The 18,314-nt window shown below is 41.0% G+C and carries 11 protein-coding genes and 1 tRNA gene; 5 read left to right on the plus strand and 7 right to left on the minus strand.

Translation table 11 applies throughout. The features are described from left to right. Positions 1 to 60: 60 nt before the first annotated feature. Both HXT47_RS00205 and rlmB read right to left on the minus strand, forming a co-directional pair. Positions 61 to 1,824 carry an ABC transporter ATP-binding protein gene (locus tag HXT47_RS00205; protein ID WP_116442536.1) on the minus strand — a complete coding sequence of 588 codons (1,764 nt, stop codon included), beginning with the start codon at positions 1,822 to 1,824 and terminating at the stop codon, positions 61 to 63. Further along, on the minus strand, positions 1,821 to 2,819 hold the full coding sequence (gene rlmB, locus HXT47_RS00210; RefSeq protein ID WP_004106172.1) for a 23S rRNA (guanosine(2251)-2'-O)-methyltransferase RlmB: 999 nt from the start codon (positions 2,817 to 2,819) through the stop codon (positions 1,821 to 1,823). The genes HXT47_RS00205 and rlmB overlap by 4 nt, the downstream gene beginning before the upstream one ends. Positions 2,820 to 3,047: 228 nt before the next feature. On the opposite strand from rlmB, the gene HXT47_RS00215 reads away from it, so the two are divergent. The 3 genes from HXT47_RS00215 to trpB all read left to right on the plus strand — a co-directional run bounded on the left by HXT47_RS00215 (position 3,048) and on the right by trpB (position 8,684). After that, positions 3,048 to 6,038, plus strand: coding sequence for a cation-translocating P-type ATPase (locus tag HXT47_RS00215; RefSeq protein ID WP_421789063.1), 2,991 nt, complete (start codon positions 3,048 to 3,050; stop codon positions 6,036 to 6,038). A gap of 299 nt (positions 6,039 to 6,337) precedes the next feature. Further along, positions 6,338 to 6,919 (plus strand): dCTP deaminase, encoded by a 582-nt coding sequence (dcd, locus tag HXT47_RS00220; RefSeq protein ID WP_004119774.1) that lies wholly within the window; start codon positions 6,338 to 6,340, stop codon positions 6,917 to 6,919. Between the two features lie 571 nt (positions 6,920 to 7,490). Further along, positions 7,491 to 8,684, plus strand: coding sequence for a tryptophan synthase subunit beta (trpB, locus tag HXT47_RS00225; protein WP_004106157.1), 1,194 nt, complete (start codon positions 7,491 to 7,493; stop codon positions 8,682 to 8,684). Positions 8,685 to 8,847: 163 nt separating this feature from the next. On the opposite strand, the gene HXT47_RS00230 is transcribed toward trpB, so the two are convergent. From HXT47_RS00230 to ahpC, 3 genes are all read right to left on the minus strand, one after another. Continuing rightward, positions 8,848 to 9,750, minus strand: a complete 903-nt coding sequence (locus tag HXT47_RS00230) for a LysR substrate-binding domain-containing protein (RefSeq protein WP_004106155.1) — start codon at positions 9,748 to 9,750, stop codon at positions 8,848 to 8,850. Between the two features lie 41 nt (positions 9,751 to 9,791). After that, on the minus strand, positions 9,792 to 11,465 hold the full coding sequence (gene ahpF, locus HXT47_RS00235) for an alkyl hydroperoxide reductase subunit F (protein WP_004106153.1): 1,674 nt from the start codon (positions 11,463 to 11,465) through the stop codon (positions 9,792 to 9,794). Between the two features lie 126 nt (positions 11,466 to 11,591). Then, on the minus strand, positions 11,592 to 12,155 hold the full coding sequence (gene ahpC, locus HXT47_RS00240; RefSeq protein WP_421789066.1) for an alkyl hydroperoxide reductase subunit C: 564 nt from the start codon (positions 12,153 to 12,155) through the stop codon (positions 11,592 to 11,594). 352 nt (positions 12,156 to 12,507) lie between these two features. Here ahpC and HXT47_RS00245 point away from each other — a divergent pair, with 352 nt between their 5' ends. Together HXT47_RS00245 and HXT47_RS00250 are read left to right on the plus strand one after the other, a co-directional pair. Then, the gene (locus tag HXT47_RS00245; RefSeq protein ID WP_004119768.1) at positions 12,508 to 13,686 is read left to right on the plus strand and encodes a lipase family protein; all 1,179 of its coding nucleotides are present in this window, start codon (positions 12,508 to 12,510) and stop codon (positions 13,684 to 13,686) included. A gap of 345 nt (positions 13,687 to 14,031) precedes the next feature. After that, complete coding sequence (locus HXT47_RS00250; RefSeq protein ID WP_421777063.1) at positions 14,032 to 17,064, plus strand: Rib/alpha-like domain-containing protein; 3,033 nt, start codon at positions 14,032 to 14,034, stop codon at positions 17,062 to 17,064. A 67-nt stretch (positions 17,065 to 17,131) separates the two neighbouring features. Here HXT47_RS00250 and HXT47_RS00255 read toward each other — a convergent pair. Both HXT47_RS00255 and HXT47_RS00260 read right to left on the minus strand, forming a co-directional pair. After that, positions 17,132 to 17,205, minus strand: a tRNA-Gly gene (locus HXT47_RS00255). Positions 17,206 to 17,335: 130 nt separating this feature from the next. Continuing rightward, the gene (locus HXT47_RS00260; RefSeq protein ID WP_004106145.1) at positions 17,336 to 18,214 is read right to left on the minus strand and encodes a M48 family metalloprotease; all 879 of its coding nucleotides are present in this window, start codon (positions 18,212 to 18,214) and stop codon (positions 17,336 to 17,338) included. Positions 18,215 to 18,314: the final 100 nt, after the last annotated feature.

An 18,314-nucleotide genomic window follows, 5' to 3' on the forward strand; every position in this document is an offset into this window, starting at 1 on the left:
GCAGGGGCATTTTCATAATGTAATTAAATATATTTAAATGTATTTATATAAATGCGCTAATTATTTTTTACGCTCGTATACAATAATTCTTCCTTCTGAGGTCCCTGCTTTCCAAGATGATTTTGTTTTAGCAATAGTACGCTCAGTATAATGGTCAATATTGTAGTTTAAATACACAAAATAATACCAAGGCTTATCTGATTCTGTGACAAAGAATTTAGGTTCTTTCTTTGCTCTGCAAGCATCCATTTCATTTGATGCCTGTTCTTGAGATGGCTGCTCATTTGTAATAAACGAGCTATTCTTATAACTGCAATCAATAAGATTCTTTGAGAAATAAGGATTTGCTGTAATAAGCTGCCACGAATATTGATGAATATCTTCAAATTCAGGAACAATAACATTACCTTGTTTATCGGTTTTTTCGTCTTGATGCAGCCAAGACGTTACGAATCGCATGTTTTCAGCATGATTTTGCTTAATAAATTGCGCAAGTGCGCGCGAACCTGAATAGTCGAATCGAATATCGTTAACGCAAGAATACGCGTTCCAAATCAAGCTTGGGGACAATAAAACAACAGTAATAATGCCAGCAATAACTTTGTTTCCAACAGATTTACTTGCAGATCTACTGTTGCTATTTTCAGCTTTATTTGTATTTTTATTTACAACTTTGAATAATCTAAAAATAATCGTCGGCATATCTTTAGATTCCAGTGACTTACGCGCAATGCACATCCAAAGTTGAGCTACGAAGAATGCAAAAACGATTCCTGCGTGATGCAAAGTGAAATACTGCGTAGCAACTACTGCAAAAGTCAAGTAAGGGAGTATCAAAGAAACAAGCATGCCCCTTCGATAAGCAATTCTTACGGCGAAAGCCCATATTAAAATCGAAATAATAACGCAAATAATCGCGGACGGTACGCTTAGTGTAAGTCTGCGTAAAGAGACATCGCCGGCAAATTGGGTAAACATACTTTCTGATGGCATAACGAAAATAAACGACAAGAATTGCGTAAGAGGAGAATTTCCGTCGAATGTTTCACGTGATGCAAAAGCATTAGCAGCAGGCCAAATGCAAATAATGCTTGCAATTCCAACTAAAGCAAGAATTATCCAGCTTACTAATCTGTTAATGTTAGAGAATATTTCAGCAAAAGCTTTTTTAATTCCTGCAGATTTTGCAGCTCGCCAAATCCAAGCTAAAGCAAAACCTGCCGATAAAGCAATACCGTACGCGCTGATTGCACATAAAAGTACAAGACTTAAAGCGAGTTTCCAAGTATCAGAAGGTTTAGAATCAGATTGTTTCCAATAATGTGCAACCATAAACAAAGCCGCGCAAAGAAGAGCATATGGACGCGAGGTAACGCCATATTGGAAGCACAAAAAATACGTAAATGGAAGCAAAAATACAGCCAATTTACTAAAAGGCGCGCGGAAAATAAGCCAGCCACCCAAAAGCGCAGTACATAAAAGCTGCACGCCTTTAAGACCTATCTCGTATGGCACTCCTGTTTTTGCAGGGATTGAAAGAAGCAAAGTCCAAAGCGGTGGATGGCCTTCATAATGTGGGCGAAGAGTTAACAAATCAGCAAACGAAGAATCGCGTGCAATAAGCCAACTTTGAGCTTCATCGAACCAAGGCTCATGGAAGCACATCACTACTACAACAACAGCCATGTACGCAATAAAAATAATCGCGCGCGCATGTTTTACGAACCATAGTTTATTTGGAATATTTAAAGTTTTAGTCGTATCCGTAGTTGCAGTTGCATCTGTAATAACTGCATTTGTATTCACAGTAGTATTTTCGCTCATAGTTGTTCTGTTTTCGCAGCCAAACGACGAGCATTAGCAACAGCGTACAAACTAATGCCTGCTGCAACAGAAGCGTTAAGAGATTCAACCGCGCTAGAAATTGGGATTCCAGCAATAGCATCGCACGCTTCTCGTGTAAGGCGACTCATACCCTTGCCTTCGGAACCGAGCACAACAACTAACGGGTCAGTTTCAAAACCAGTTTCTCCAACAAGCTTATCGCCTCCGCCATCAAGACCAATTGCATACCATCCGCGCTCACGCAAACTTTGAATTGCCTTATTTAAATTCACAACTCGAGCAACCGGCAGATGAGCTGCAGCACCGGCAGAAACCTTCCAAGCGGCAGCAGTTACGGAAGCACTTCTGCGCTCAGGCAAAATTACGCCATTAGCACCAAAAGCCGCTGCAGAACGAATAACAGCACCCAAATTTTGAGGATCTGTAACGCCGTCCAAAGCAATAAACAATGGTCGAGCATTAATGCGAGCAGAATCTGAATCAGCAGCTTCCATTGCGCGCGCCTTCTTTTCAGCGCGTTCAACCAACTCTTGCAAAGAGTGATACTGGTAAGGCTGAACTTTCAAGATAATGCCCTGATGATTCGTGCTATGTGCAATACGATCCATCTCAAGGCGATCTGCTTCAAGCAAACGCAAACCTTGCATGCCTGCTAACTTCACGATCTCGCGCGTGCGATCGTCGTGCTCAATGCGATTAGCTACATACAATTGCGTGCTTGGAACTCCAACTCTTAAAGCCTCTAAAGCAGCATTGCGACCAATTACCAACTCGTCTGAATCGCTACCAAGCTTATCCACGCGACGACGCGCAGCCAAACGAGGATCCGCAAACGTGCGCTTAATAGCAGCCTTCTTAGCAAAATAAGCTTTGTGATACACGCGATCTTCAGCCTTCGGAGTAGGCCCTTTTCCGCGTAAAGCATTGCGATGTTTTCCACCCGACCCCTTGGTCGGTCCTTTTTTCGTAGTCATACTCCTATTCTCACATGCCCCCGAGGCATTGCTATTAATGGCTTTCTGGAGTCGGCAAAATTTGCTGATTCTAAGCTCGGCGCGTTGTATGGCATAATAGAACGGTACTTAATTGTTGCAAACTATTGCAATATTCCACAACCGCGCAATAGTTACAATACGAAGCGCTAAAAATAGCGTTAGCATTGCGATTATTGACTACTCCGCGGCACTCCCAAGGGGGAAGATATGGTTGATCACGCTCTTGATCAATCCAATAAGACAGCTGACTCTTCAGCTAATAGCAAAGATCCATCATTGTGTGATGTTCAACAAGTAGCTAAATCGCTTAACGTAGATATTTCATGCGGTTTAAGCTCTGAGGAAGCCGCAAAAAGACTTGATCAATTCGGTCCGAATGCGCTTGCTGCTGCTCCTAAAATTCCAGCATGGAAACGATTCCTTGATCAATTTAAAGATCCGCTCGTTTACTTGCTTATTGCAGCAACTATTATTTCTGCAATCGCGTGGTTTGTTGAGCGCGCACAACATAAAGGAAACAGCGGTGGAGAGATTCTGCCGTTTGATTCAATCGTAATTATCATTATTTTGATTGCAAATGCAGTTCTTGGCTACATTCAAGAGTCGCGGGCAGAAGAAGCAGTCGAAGCTTTAGCTAGAATGAGCGCTCCGCAAACTTCAGTTTTGCGCGATGGTAGCGTGGTGCGCATTAATACTGCAGAAGTTGTGCCAGGCGATATTTTAGTGCTTGGCGAAGGCGATGCCGTGTCTGCAGACGGTCGACTTATAGCAGCAGCCTCCTTACGCGTAGCAGAAGCAAGCCTTACAGGCGAATCTGTAGCAGTAAGCAAACGCCCAAACACACTTTCGTCTGCAAAAGCTTTAGGCGATCGTACAAATATGGTTTTCAACGGAACTGCTGTTACGCAAGGAACCGGTCGCGCTGTAGTCACCTCTACAGGCATGCGCACACAAGTTGGCAAAATCGCGGATATGCTTTCAAAATCAGATGACGAAGCAACACCTCTCGAGAAAGAAATGGTACACGTTTCTAAAGTTCTTGGAATTGCGGTGTGCATTATTGCGGCTGTTGTTCTTGCTTCCATGTGGCTGATTGAAGGCTTCCACAGTATTCAAGATATTATTGATTCTCTGCTGCTTTCTGTTTCCCTAGCTGTTGCCGCTGTTCCAGAAGGTTTAGCTGCGATTTTGACAGTAGTTCTTGCGCTTGGCGTGCAACGAATGGTGAAGCATCATGCTGTTGTAAAAAAGCTTTCATCCGTGGAAACACTTGGTTCTGCTTCTGTTATTTGCTCCGATAAAACAGGTACTTTAACTCGAAACGAGATGACTGTTGAGCGCGTAATAACACCTAGCGGCGAAGTTCAGCTTACAGGAAGCGGTTACAAGCCTGAAGGTCGCATGATATTAATTGGTTCTGCAGATGCTGACTTAGCAGTGCCGCAAAATCTTGCTACAGAAGTATTAGGCGCGTTAGGCTCCGGATGTTTAGCTAACGACGGCGATTTACACTATGACGAAACTACTAAAAGTTGGCAGCCTGTGGGAGACCCTACAGAAGTTTCGCTAGTAGTAGCAGCGCGTAAAACAAAGGCAGATAAGCGTTACGCTCATTTAACTCGAGTTGCGGAAGTACCTTTTACTTCTGAACGCAAACGCATGTCTGTTGTCGTTAAGGATGGTTCGGATTCTGGAAATCTGATTGTCTGCGCTAAGGGCGCTCCGGACGTGCTGCTTTCTTATTGCACGCGTATTGCAGTAGCTGGTGCCGTGCGTCCACTTACTGACGGCGACCGCGAAGATATTTTAGCAACTGTTGAGCGTCTTTCCGGAGAAGCTTACCGCACGCTTGGAATGGCTTATAGGCCGCTTGGAGTCGATAGTCTTTCAAAAGTTGATGGCATGATTTCTAACGCCGCAGGTCAAATCGCGGACGTCGCGGAACAAAGTGACGTACTAGAATCTGATTTGATTTGGAACGGCATGGTTGGAATTATTGATCCTCCGCGAATTGAAGTTCGAGATAGTGTAGCTCAAGCTCATCGCGCTGGAATCCGTACTGTTATGATTACAGGCGATCATCCTCTTACGGCTACGCGTATTGCTCGAGATCTTGGAATTATTGGAAAAGATGAGCATGCGCTTACAGGCGACGAACTTGACGAGTTGCTCTCACGCGACGACGACAACATTGCTTTTGATGAAGCAATCAGTAAAACTAGCGTGTATGCGCGAGTAGCTCCTGAGCACAAGTTAGCTATCGTTTCTTCGCTTCAACGTCAAGGGAATATTGTTGCGATGACAGGCGATGGCGTGAACGATGCTCCTGCAGTAAAATCTGCCGATATTGGCGTAGCAATGGGCATTACGGGTACAGAAGTAACTAAAGAGTCTGCCAAGATGATTTTGGCTGACGATAACTTCTCTACAATTGTTGCAGCAGTGCGCGAAGGTCGCGGAATTTTCGACAATATTCGTAAATTCTTGCGATACTTGCTCAGTTCTAACGTTGGCGAAGTTTGTACGGTTTTCGGCGGCGTAGTTTTTGCTGGCGCGCTTGGAATTACGCAGCCAAACTCTGTTGGAGTTACTTTGCCTTTGCTTGCAACTCAGCTTTTGTGGATTAACTTGCTTACGGATGCAGCTCCTGCACTCGCGATGGGCGTTGATCCGCAAACTGACGACGTAATGGATCGAAAGCCTCGAAAGCTTACCGATAGCGTTATTGACCGACGAATGTGGGGAGATATTGTATTTATCGGCATAATCATGGCTGCTATTACGTTAATTGGCATGGATATGCATTTGGCAGGCGGATTCTTTACGGACCGTTCTGTTGGAATTATGGATCACGCTGCTCAGCTTACTCACGCTCGTACAATGGGCTTCACAATTCTTGTGTTTGCGCAAATGCTGAATGCGTTAGCATCTCGTTCAGACTCACAAAGCGTATTTGTAGGCTTATTTGCAAACCGTTGGCTTTGGGGTGCTATAGCAATTTCTGTTGTGCTTCAGTTGGCTGTAATTTACATACCGTTCTTGAACGAGCCATTTGGCACTGTTCCTTTGAGCGTAACGGAATGGTTCGAGTGCCTCGGTCTTTCAATGGTTGTGTTAATTGCTTCCGAACTTAGAAAGTGCTTCTTGCGTTTTCTTGCTAAGCGTAAAGCGGCTAAATCCTTAACTGCAGTTGCTTAAAAAGCAAGCAATTAGCTAAAAAATATCAGCTGATTTATAAATACGCGGTACAGTACGTAGTTTTCTTACATAACCTACGTCTCTGTGCCGCGTTTTGTGTTTTTATTTTCTATAAAATTTTTTGCTTATTGCTCATGAATATTTATTTGTTTTCAGGAAATAGCTTGCATCATACTCACAGACCGCGGCACGCGCTACAATTGTGCGTATTGTATTTTTCGCGCAAAATAGCAATAAATATTTCGTGCGAACAATGAAGTTGCTGATGTATAAGCTTTATTGCAAGGAGATTTGACGTCATGCTGTTGTCTGATCGCGACATTCTCAAAGCTCATGATGAGGGTCACATTGATTTGACCCCGTGGACCCCGGAAATGGTACAGCCAGCGTCAATTGACGTGCGCCTCGACCGTTTCTTCCGATTATTTAACAATCATGCTTACACGTATGTTGATCCTGCAGAAAATCAGGGAGAACTTACAGAACAGTTCGAGGTAGCTCCTGACGAGCCATGGATTCTTCATCCTGGAGAGTTCGCACTCGGCGCTACGTGGGAGTATGTAAAACTTGACGCTACTATTGCTGCACGTTTGGAAGGCAAAAGCTCGCTTGGTCGTCTTGGCATTTTGACACATTCCACAGCTGGCTTCATTGATCCAGGTTTCGAAGGTCATATTACTTTGGAGCTTTCAAACGTTAGCACTTTGCCAGTTAAACTTTGGCCTGGCATGAAGATTGGTCAAATGTGCTTCTTCCAGTTAAGCTCACCATGTGAAAACCCATACGGTTCAGCTGTTAACGGATCACACTATCAAGGTCAGCGCGGTCCAACTCCGTCACGTTCGTATGAACATTTCTATCGTGCTGATTTAAGCGAATAGTATTTTTAGAAAAATGATTCCGTTTTTAGAAAATTAATTCCTAAAATAGCAAGATTTAGAAGAAAAGTAGATAATTCTCAGGTAATTATCAGTTAGCGTTACTGTTCTGCTCAGAATAGTGTGGTTATATAATATTGTCGACAAAAAGACAGGTGCAAAGCACCTAAAAAATTATTCTTTTCTTCTCTCCTTTATTTCCCCGGCGCATAGACGCCGGGGTTAAATTTTTTCCGCACGAAACGCCGAATTAACACTAAAAGGTTGACATTGTCACAGCTACGGCTAAACTTGTGCAACAAGATTGGAGGTTGATGAACATGAATACTCGTTTCTGGCGCAGCTGGCGTAGTTAAAAGCGAGTTCACATATCGGTGTGGGCTTGCTGATTTTAAACAAATCAACGGGGCTATGCCGGATTCATCATCAACATTATTTGAGCTGAATGGCATATAAGCTGCCATCCAGCTTTTTTATTATCTGAGCACACGCCCTTCAAAATTACAAAATAATCAACACAACAAATAACAAACCTAATGCCGATTTCCTCGGCACTCACAAGAAGGGCAAAATTATGGTAAACGCAGTTGAACAAAACATGTATTACGGTGAATTTGGCGGACAGTACGTACCAGATATGATTCGTCCAGCACTCGACGCAGTAGCAGCAGCTTACTTACAATACAAAGACGATCCAGAGTTCCGCAATGAATTGGCGGGATTATTAAAAGATTACGACGGTCGCGAAACACCTTTATACTATGCTGAATCTTTCACAAAATATTTAGGCGGCGCAAAAGTATATTTAAAGCGCGAAGATTTAAACCATCTCGGCGCTCACAAAATGAATAATGTTCTCGGACAAATTTTACTCGCTCAGCGCATGGGTAAAAAGCGCATTATCGCTGAAACCGGAGCCGGTCAGCATGGCGTTGCCACTGCTGCTGCAGCAGCACGATTCGGCATGGAATGCGAAATTTTTATGGGCGCACTTGATTGCGAACGCCAAAAACTTAACGTTTTTAGAATGACTTTGCTCGGTGCAAAAGTTCATGCTGTTCAAGAGGGCACAAAAACTTTAAAAGATGCTGTAACTGCAGCATTTATGGATTATGCACAGCACTTGGATGATACCTTCTACATCGTTGGTTCCGCAGTGGGACCTTACCCTTATCCACAAATGGTTCGCGATTTTCAAAGCGTTATTAGCAAAGAGTCAAGAAGGCAGATCCTAGAAAAAGAAGGCAGATTACCGAATGCTGTAATTGCTTGCATTGGTGGCGGTTCTAATGCAATTGGTTCTTTTGCAGCATATATTGATGATCCGTCTGTACGATTGATTGGTGCTGAAGGCGCAGGTAAAGGTGCTGATACTCCTCAAAATGCTGCTACTATGACGAATGGAAAAATTGGCATTACGGACGGCATGAAAACTTATGTTCTTATGGATGATGACGGTAACGAGCTTCCAGCCTACTCTATTTCTGCAGGATTAGATTATCCTGGAGTCGGCCCAGAACATTCATATTTAAAGGATTCTGGTCGCGCAGAATACTACGCGATCACTGATGATGAAGCAGTTCAAGCTTTCCGCGCACTTTCTAGAGTTGAAGGAATCATCCCAGCTTTGGAAAGCTCACACGCAATAGCACAAGCTATGAAGATGGTTCCAAAGATGAGTAAGGATGACATTGTTTTAGTAACAGTTTCCGGCCGTGGAGATAAGGATGTGAATCAAGTAGCACGCTATCTTGGCATTGAATTATAAATCATTAATTTAGCAACAAATAAAACGAGGCAAATAAAACGAGGCAGTAACTCTCAAAATAAAGTGAGAATAAAAGAAAAGTAAGAGAAGAAGAATACGGCACTTCTGTAGCTAACTTAGCAAACAGAAGTGCCTATTTTCATTTTTAAACAGAATATCCTACTTATTTTTTATGCAAATCAGAACATGCTGAACTAATTATTTTGCACAATTCTTCCATAATTTTGTCTACTGGAGAAGCTGCACGCCAATTCAAATATAACGATCGATAAGGTTTAGGATTCTTAAACTCACGCAACGTCAAACCAATTGGTTGCACAATTGGAGGTACAGTTGCAAGACGCGGCAATAATGTCACATCTTTGCTACCTATAACCATATATCGCAAAGTTTCTAACGACGTTGCCCTAAATTCTGATTGTTTCGCACCTACTTTTTGGCATACATCGAGCATGCTTCTACGCATACAGTGCCCATCTTCTAATAAAAGCACTTTCTGAGTAGACAAATCTGAAAGTTCAATTGGTTTACTCTCGTGGCCTAGCAAAGAATTTGTAGAAGCCGCAAGAAGAAAATCTTCGTCAAAAACATGACACACTTTTATTGAAGGCGCATTCAAACTTTCGCTTAATATAACTGCGTCGACTTGACCACTATCTAGCAAATCAATAAGTTTCGCTGATTTTTCTTCTATAAAACGAATAGTAAGTTTTGGTTTTAAACGCCTGAGTGCAGGCATAATTCTTGGAAGTAAGTATGGTCCTAACGTTGGGAACACACCCAAAACCACTGTAGATGACCATGGATCTTCTGAACGTCTTGCAGCTTGTCGAATACGTGACATATCTGCCTGAATACGTTTAGCGTAATAAACCACTTCCCTCCCAGCAGGAGTTAAGATTTGTTTCCCGGGAGTGCGCTCAATAAGTTCTACGTCTAAAGTCTCTTCAAGTTTTTTAATTTGCGTTGAAAGAGTAGGCTGAGAGACGCGCATACGAACAGCCGCCTTGGTAAAGCTTCCTTCTTGTGCAAAAGCTATTAGATATTCTAACGCTCTAATATTCATAAGACGCCTCCCATTGTTTATTGCATAATAAATTTTATAAATTATTTATTTTGCGGGTTGCGGATAAGATAGTCAAATGCAGATAACGCAGCATTGGCTCCAGAACCATACGCTGTAACGATCTGCTTATACGGTTCGTCTGAACAATCTCCAGCAGCAAAAACACCCGGAGTATCAGTGCATCCAGCGCGATTCGTAATAATTTCTCCTCGATTATTAAGAGAAATATTATTTGCAAGCCAACGAGTATTCGGAGCTAAACCAATTTGCACAAAAACCCCATCGGTTTCAACAATATGTTCTTCGTTTTCATCATTGTCTGCTTTATTGCGATCTATGTAACGTATTGCAGTAACTTTACTACCACTACCTTCAATACTGCTTACTGCAGCACTTGTAATAACTTCAGTGTTAGGTAATTTATGCAAAGCATTAAGCAATACTTGATCCGCTTTAAGCACATCCATGAACTCAATCACAGTAACGTGTTTTGCAACTCCTGCTAAATCAATAGCAGCTTCAACACCAGAATTTCCACCGCCAACAACGACAACATTCTTATCTTTGAAAAGTGGACCGTCGCAATGAGGACAGAATGATACGCCTCTATTCCTATACTCATCTTCTCCAGGAACGCCCAACGTACGCCAAGTCGCGCCAGTTGCAATAATCACTGCACGCGCTTTCAAAGATCCGCCAGAACGCGCATGAATAGTATGTAACCCATATGGTTCCTTAGATAAATCGAGCGAGTCTGCCCAATCAGGAGTAAATACGTCAATATCGTATTGAGAAATATGCTTAGTTAAATCTACTGCTAGTTGAGAACCAGTCGTATGAGTTTGTGAAATATGATTTTCAATACTTTCAGTTTCTACAACCTGGCCGCCACGATGATCCATAATCATAGCCGTACGCAAGCCCTTGCGAGCAGTGTAAATTGCGGCAGCAGAAGCAGCAGGACCGCCGCCAACAATAACAATATCGTATGGATTTTGCGAATTCATTTTTTCTGCGAGCGCAACATTTGCCGAAGAAACGCTATTACCATTATTGCCATCCTCATCCTGCTCAACAGATTTTTCTTGTGATGCAAGCACAGATACAAGTTCGTCAATTCCTGCTCGTCCGGAGGAAATAAGTTTGCCATTTTCAAAAACTGCTGGCACGCTCATTACACCAAGTTTATCTACTTCTTCGCGGAAAGCGCTACCTTCAACTACAGTATGCTGAACTTTAGGGTTAATAATAGAAATGGTGTTAAGCGATTGCACAACTTCTGGGCAATTCAGGCAAGTTACCGACATGTACGTTGTCACATTGTGTGAACCAAGCTTTAGTATTGCATCGCGTTGCTCATCACTAATTTTTGGCGCATAGCCACTTACTTGTAGAAGTGCTAGTACTAAAGAGCTGAATTCGTGCCCTAAAGGCAATCCCGCAAAACTAATCGATACAGTGGATTCTCCATTTACTGGATTATCTAGTTTTCTACGCAATTCAAAGCTTGGCTTACGCTTTACATTGCTAATTTTATTATTATTTACTTCAGAAATACTAATTTTGTCACTTTGTTGAGATACTTCTTCTAGTAAGGATTTAACTTTTTGAGATGTTTCAGAATTATCAACGTAAGAAACGATTTCTATTTTAGATACCATCTTTTTTAGTAATTCTGAAAGCTGAGCAGTTAATGACGCATTCAACAAAGACATAATTTACTTCCTTCGGTAATTTTAGTCACAAGTAAAAATAAGCGAATGCGTAGGAAACTATGAACGTAGCTCCCTACGCATTGAGAATATTCTTTAAAAAGATTCTTTAATATTTAATTGCAAAAATCAGATTTTGCCGACTAAATCGATAGAAGGTTCCAAGGTTTTTTCGCCCTGCTCCCATTTTGCTGGGCAAACTTCGCCTGGGTGCGCTGCAATATACTGTGCTGCTTTAACTTTACGAAGGAGCTCGTCGGCGTTACGACCAATTCCGTCTGCGGTCATCTCAAAGAACTGAATCATACCTTGCGGATCTACGAGGAACGTAGCACGGTGAGCTAAACCGGATTCTTGATTCCAAGCGTCAAAATTACGCGAAAGAGCTCCAGAAGGATCACCCAACATAGTGTACTTTACTTTTGCAATTGCTTCAGAATCGTCATGCCATGCTTTGTGTACAAAATGTGTATCCGTAGAGACTGAGTAAACTTCAACGCCTAGCTTTTGCAATTCCTCATAGTGGTTTGCAAGATCTTCCAATTCAGTTGGGCATACGAATGAAAAATCAGCTGGATAGAAGAAGAAAATTGCCCATTTGCCAAGAACATCAGTATCGTTTACTTCAACAAATTCGCCATTCTTATAACCATTTACTTTGAATGGAAGAATATGTGTGTTCATTAAACTCATATCATTCTCCTAAATAGGTCATTTGCGCCTTCGTTGCGCTTTTATTTTCATTATTAAGAATAGATTATGGCTATTGATAATTCTAGTTATATAGATGTTTTCTATGGCTCTTATACACATCGTCAATGATTTTAGTAAACAAAAAGGAGCAACAACATTTATTTAGAAGTATGGACTTTTGTTTATGTAGACTATACAATTGACGAATTGTGTAGAATAGCAATTGTGGCGGCAAAATAAATTTCGATTAATTTATATAACGCACGTAGTTAACAAAGAGGTGCTACAAATCGTAAACAGTCGTCCTATACATTTGTTGACTACAAAACTAAACAAAATATGGGAGGATACTATGAAACGCAATGCAGTAACAGGGTTCCTAACTAGCCTATGCATGCTCTTGAGCCTATCTGCTTTCGCAATGCCAGCAATGGCAACAACCGCAGATAATTATGCAAAAACTCCACTTACTGCTGAAACAGCTAAACAAATCGCAAATGGAACTATAGGCTTAGATTTACCTGGGGCTTTGGATATGTCTTTATATCACAAGAAGCCTCTTGATCCGCAAGCTGATTTAGATGGTGACGGCTTAACTAATAGTCAGGAAATTTACACTTACACTAAAGACGGTAAGACTTATTATGGGTACAATTCTCACCCTATGATGAACGATACCGACGGCGATGGTATTCCAGATAATCAAGACAGCAATCCTCGCAGGTGGGATATTAGTCCTCGCGATATGGCTTTATTCTCTGAACTTTCTTATCGAGATGATAATTACATAAATAAGGTACTCGATTACACTAAACCGCTTCACGACATTTACAAAAATCGCAATGAGTACCGCCTTATGCACAACGAGCTTGCACCATTCTGGAAAGTTAAAGAAACCTACCACAAGAGGGGAGGATTTGATGCTGTTTTGTTTGAAAATGTAAGTCCATACCCATTCTTAGAACAAGGCACTGTTCAAGTACTAGCAATTCGTGGAACTTCCCAATTTAATGATTACGATGATGATTTTGCAATAGCTGTAGGTCATAACCCAGATCAAGCTAAAGATGTTGAGCAGTTGATTGAGCGTTATGGTCGCGAAAATACTGTTAGCAATTTGTATATTACCGGACATTCCCTCGGAGGATATCTTGCACAGCGTGCTTTAATTCGTGCTAAAGGCAAAGGCTACAACTGGATTAAGAAAATTTACACATTCAATTCACCACAAATTTGGGGAAATATTTTCAACCGTTGGTTACGTACCGTCGCCAATACTGGCAATAAGCTCACTCGAGAAGGTTACGCTGTTCATTACAAAGTAGACAACGACAAGGTTATTCGTTCTGTTGGCAATTTTGCTGGAGCTATAAGCGTCGGCAATTCTGCGCAAGGACATAGCTCTCGAAGCTATCTTGAGGCTCGTATGAACAATTTCCCAGGTTTCACCGTAGGTACTAGAGGAGATATTTCTGGCACTGGACGTTGGATGGAAGAACTTAACAACTTCTACGATGTTCGCACGTTCTAATTACTGCTAATTAAGGATTGCTAATTAGCACCAGCAATAGATAGCTACCTCGTGTAATTTATTAACAATAAGCTAAGCGCTGATTTACCGATGATTCATTAATATCCCAAGTAGCTCAGCGCTTTTCCTATATCAATTAATCTAATGAAATTCTTTCCTATTACACCGCATAAGCTTAAGTATTAACTTTTGGTACTTATTAAAATTATCTGATTCAACTAGATACAATTTTATGAAGTTGTTAAATCTGATAAAATCAACACGTTGAGCTAAATCTGTTGTGCTGCTCGCAAAAATATTTTCAAAATAAAGTAGAAGTCTGTACAAAAAGTAAGGAATAGCAGTATGAGAAAAGTAAGTACCATTCACACAATTAGTGGAATTGTATTAGCTTTTGGTTTGATTGTTTCATCTCTGATTTACGTACCTTCGTTAGCAACAACCGCAGTTGCAGAAGAAACATCACCAATTCACACTCCTTTGACTGCACAAACTGCTCACGACATTTCTACTGGTCGAATTCGTTTGGAAAATAATCAGATTGATTCTTTGCTTTACCATAAAGCCGCGCTAGATCCAGATCAAGATAGCGATGGCGACGGTCTGAAGAACAGCGAAGAGCTTTACACTTACGTAAAAAACGGACGCACATATTACGGATATAATTCGCATCCACTTATTAAGGACACCGACGGCGACGGGTTAGATGACAAAAACGATAACAATCCTCGCAGGTGGGATATTAGCCCCCGAGACATGGCTCTTTTTATGGAGCTTGTGTATAGGGAAGACAGCTACGTCAAAGAAGTACTTGACTACTCAAAACCGCTCACTAAAATTTACAAAAATCGCAACGAATACAAGCTTATGCATAACGAGCTTGCGCCATTCTGGAAAGTCAAAGAAACATACCACTTTGGAAGCGGATTTGATGCTATTCTTTTTGAAAATGTAAATCCTGCATACCCATTTATTGAGCAAAACGGCGTGCAAGTTCTTGCAATCCGAGGAACTGAAAGCGGCGGAGATTTTACTAATGACATTAAACTAGCAATTGGATTAAACCCGAGCCAAGCTTTAGATGTAAACAATGTGATGGATAAAATCAATAGAGAAAAACTTGCTACTAATTTATATATAACAGGGCATTCTCTCGGAGGTTATTTATCTCAACGTGCTTTAATTTACGCTAAACAAAAAAATTACCAATGGATTACAAAGGCCTATACTTTTAACGCTCCGAGGATCAAAGGTAATATATTCAACAAATGGCTTTGGGAAACATCTGATTTTGGCGATCAATTAACAAAAGAGGGTTATGCTGTTCATTACAAGGTTGATAATGATAAAGTAATAGGACCAATAGGAAACCTTAACGGCGCAATAAGCATAGGAAGATCTGGAGAAGGTCACGGATCTCGTAGTTACTTTGAGCCTAGAATGGATAGTTTCGAAGGATTCACAGTTGGCGAACGCAATAAAATTGAAGGAACCGGTCGCAAAATTGCTGCACTCGACGGATTAGTTAACGAACCAGTTATTAAAACTGACGAACAATCTTTCGAACCTAAAATTGAAAACATAGACATTTTTGAAAACGATAAGTTACCAAAAGTAACAGATTATCTTCTTAATGCATCAGACAGACCGCAAGGATCTACCATTACAGATATTACAGATAAAACTTCTATTAACACTTCTAAAAGTGGAAAATACGAAGGTAAAATATTACTTGCATTATCTGATAATTCAGTAAAAACTATTATAGTTCCAATAATTATTCATAAGCGATTGGCTAATATCGAGGAACTTCCAAATGTTACTGCTGAACCTGGCAAGAAAATAGAAGTCAAAAAAGACAATAAAATCCCCGATAATTTCGACTTCAAACCATACTTAAAAAACTTACCAGAAAACAGCACAGTACAAGTTGTAAAACAACCAAACACAACAAACACTGGAGAAACAACATTTATCGTAGAAATAACCTTTGCAAACAAAGCAAAACAGAAAGTAACTCTTAAAGCTCACGTTGTAGAAATCATTCCAGCAACACCACTAAACCCAGCTAAAAAACTCATACCAGGCAAAACCATTACTCCGATTCCAAATGTTACTGCTGAACCTGGCAAGAAAATAGAAGTCAAAAAAGACAATAAAATCCCCGATAATTTCGACTTCAAACCATACTTAAAAAACTTACCAGAAAACAGCACAGTACAGGTTGTAAAACAACCAAACACAACAAACACTGGAGAAACAACATTTATCGTAGAAATAACCTTTGCAAACAAAGCAAAACAGAAAGTAACTCTTAAAGCTCACGTTGTAGAAATCATTCCAGCAACACCACTAAACCCAGCTAAAAAGAGTATTACGTGGGCCGTGTTAATTCCTGCAAAGAAATCAACACCATGGACCGAGCTAACACCAGCGACACCAGCTCCAACACCAACTCCCGTACCTCCGACACCTGTTCCACCAACGCCTTCGCCTACGCCGACACCGACGCCTGATCAACAACCTGCAGTGCCTCTGCAGCCGAAACCAAACCCAGTGAATCCAACACCCGTTCCGCCAAAACCTGCGCCTAAACCAGAGCCACAACCTGTTCCACCAACACCAGAATCTCATTCTGGCAACAGTGAGCACTCTAGCAATGGCGAACCTGATAAGTCTGCAAATAGCACAACCCCACAGACTAATAAGTTCGATCAAGACCATAAGGAAATTCCAAGCATGGGATTTCCCGGACCAACGCATCCTTCCAAAACTCTACAAACTCCTGCAGTTAGTAACGATTCTATGCGCGAAAACCACATAGAGCTTAACGCAAACTCAGAATCACACACATTACAGCAACAGATTCCATCAGCACCAAAGAGTATTGCAGATTTACTTCCAGCGTTGTGCAACACTCTCACCGTCGGGAATAATAACATTGCTTATGCGGGAAAAAATAACCATATCACTGTTACAGTAAATGCAACATCAGAATTCATGCGCAGATTACAACTAGAAAAAGCAGTAAAAGCTTATGCCTACATATATTCCAACCCTAAACTTCTTTATAGCGCAAATGGAATGAAATATGTAACAGTTCACATTAATGAATATGGCAGGATTGTATTCGACGTAGTTATCCCGGAAGACTATAAAGGCAATCATACGATTGTCCTTATTGACGAAAACGGTAAACAAGTTGCGTGGACGAATACTTTAGTAAAGAAAGACCCCCATTTACACAAACAATCCACAATAGCCAATAATGCACTCCCTCGTACTGGAATACAAATAATTCCAATTGTACTTAGCGTTGCATTGATGCTGTTTGCTAGCACAATTGTGACAATTGCAAGAAAAAGAAAGTTTAACTAAGCGTAAGTTGTAGTTTTTATACATCCAATGTACAAAAACTACAACTTATACAATTTTACAATCTGAATGGAGCGGATGACGGGAGTCGAACCCGCCTCTGAAGCTTGGGAAGCTTCCATTCTACCGATGAACTACATCCGCATGCTGTAACTAAAAGCAAACTAGTTTCAACAACCATCTAAGGGTATCATGCACAGCTTACCGCTTCAATATTTAGGAATCAGTTTATGAACTCAATAAACAAGACAAGCAAGTTCAACAAACAAAATATTCATGCAGCAATGCTCATTAGACGCCCAATCCTATCCTGAACAGTAGGACGTGCAGTACACAAACGCACAAGCGCAGGAGCGTTATTATTCCATGGGCAAATAATCATCAAAGAAGCAACAGCCTGCAATCCAGCAGTAGATTTCATCTCGTGAAGCTGCATGCCGTAGGTAATTTTATTAAGTGCGGAAGCAAGCGCAGCAAAATCTCCAGTAATTTCACTACTTCCCTTATCTGCGTCAAATTCACGCGAACCAGGAATAATTGCATTGATAATAACAGAAGCAATAGGAGCGAATAAAATATTTAAAAACTTACCAATAAATTTGCAATACTTGCGAATATCACGACGATATGTATCACCAACATAAACAAGCCAAGAACCAACGTACGTTAATACTGTTGCTGTAGCAGTAGCCAGCGAAGAAGCGAGAATATCATGATTATAAATATGAGTTAATTCATGACCAATAACACTACGTAACTCGCGCTCGTTAAGGATATTAATCAAACCACGAGTACAACATATGCTTGCATGACGCTCACTTCTACCGGTTGCAAAAGCATTAGGACTTTCGTAGGGAGAAACCATTACTCGCGGCATAGGTTTACCAATTCGAGCAGATAAATCTCTAACCATTGCGTAGAGCACAGGCTCTTCTTCTTCACTAACCTCTGTAGCACGCATAGCAATAATCGCAAGCTTACTTGAGCACCAATAAGCAAAAACACTAAATGCAATACCAGGAATAATGAACCATATTAGTGATGACAGATGCGAGCCAGCAAGAACCCAACATAAGGCAAGAAAAAGCCACACAACAACAAAAAATAGTGCGGCTTTTAAGCTGCCATAGTGTATTCTCAAGCCTTTCAACATATGATCTATCTTAATAATGCGAACTTAAATTTTTCTGAATATATACTGCGTATTTACTAACTACAAACTTAAATACTAAGTAATATTTTCAGTTTATTTA

This window comes from Gardnerella sp. DNF01205 (genome assembly GCF_049244135.1).
GTDB classification, from domain to species: domain Bacteria; phylum Actinomycetota; class Actinomycetes; order Actinomycetales; family Bifidobacteriaceae; genus Bifidobacterium; species Bifidobacterium leopoldii.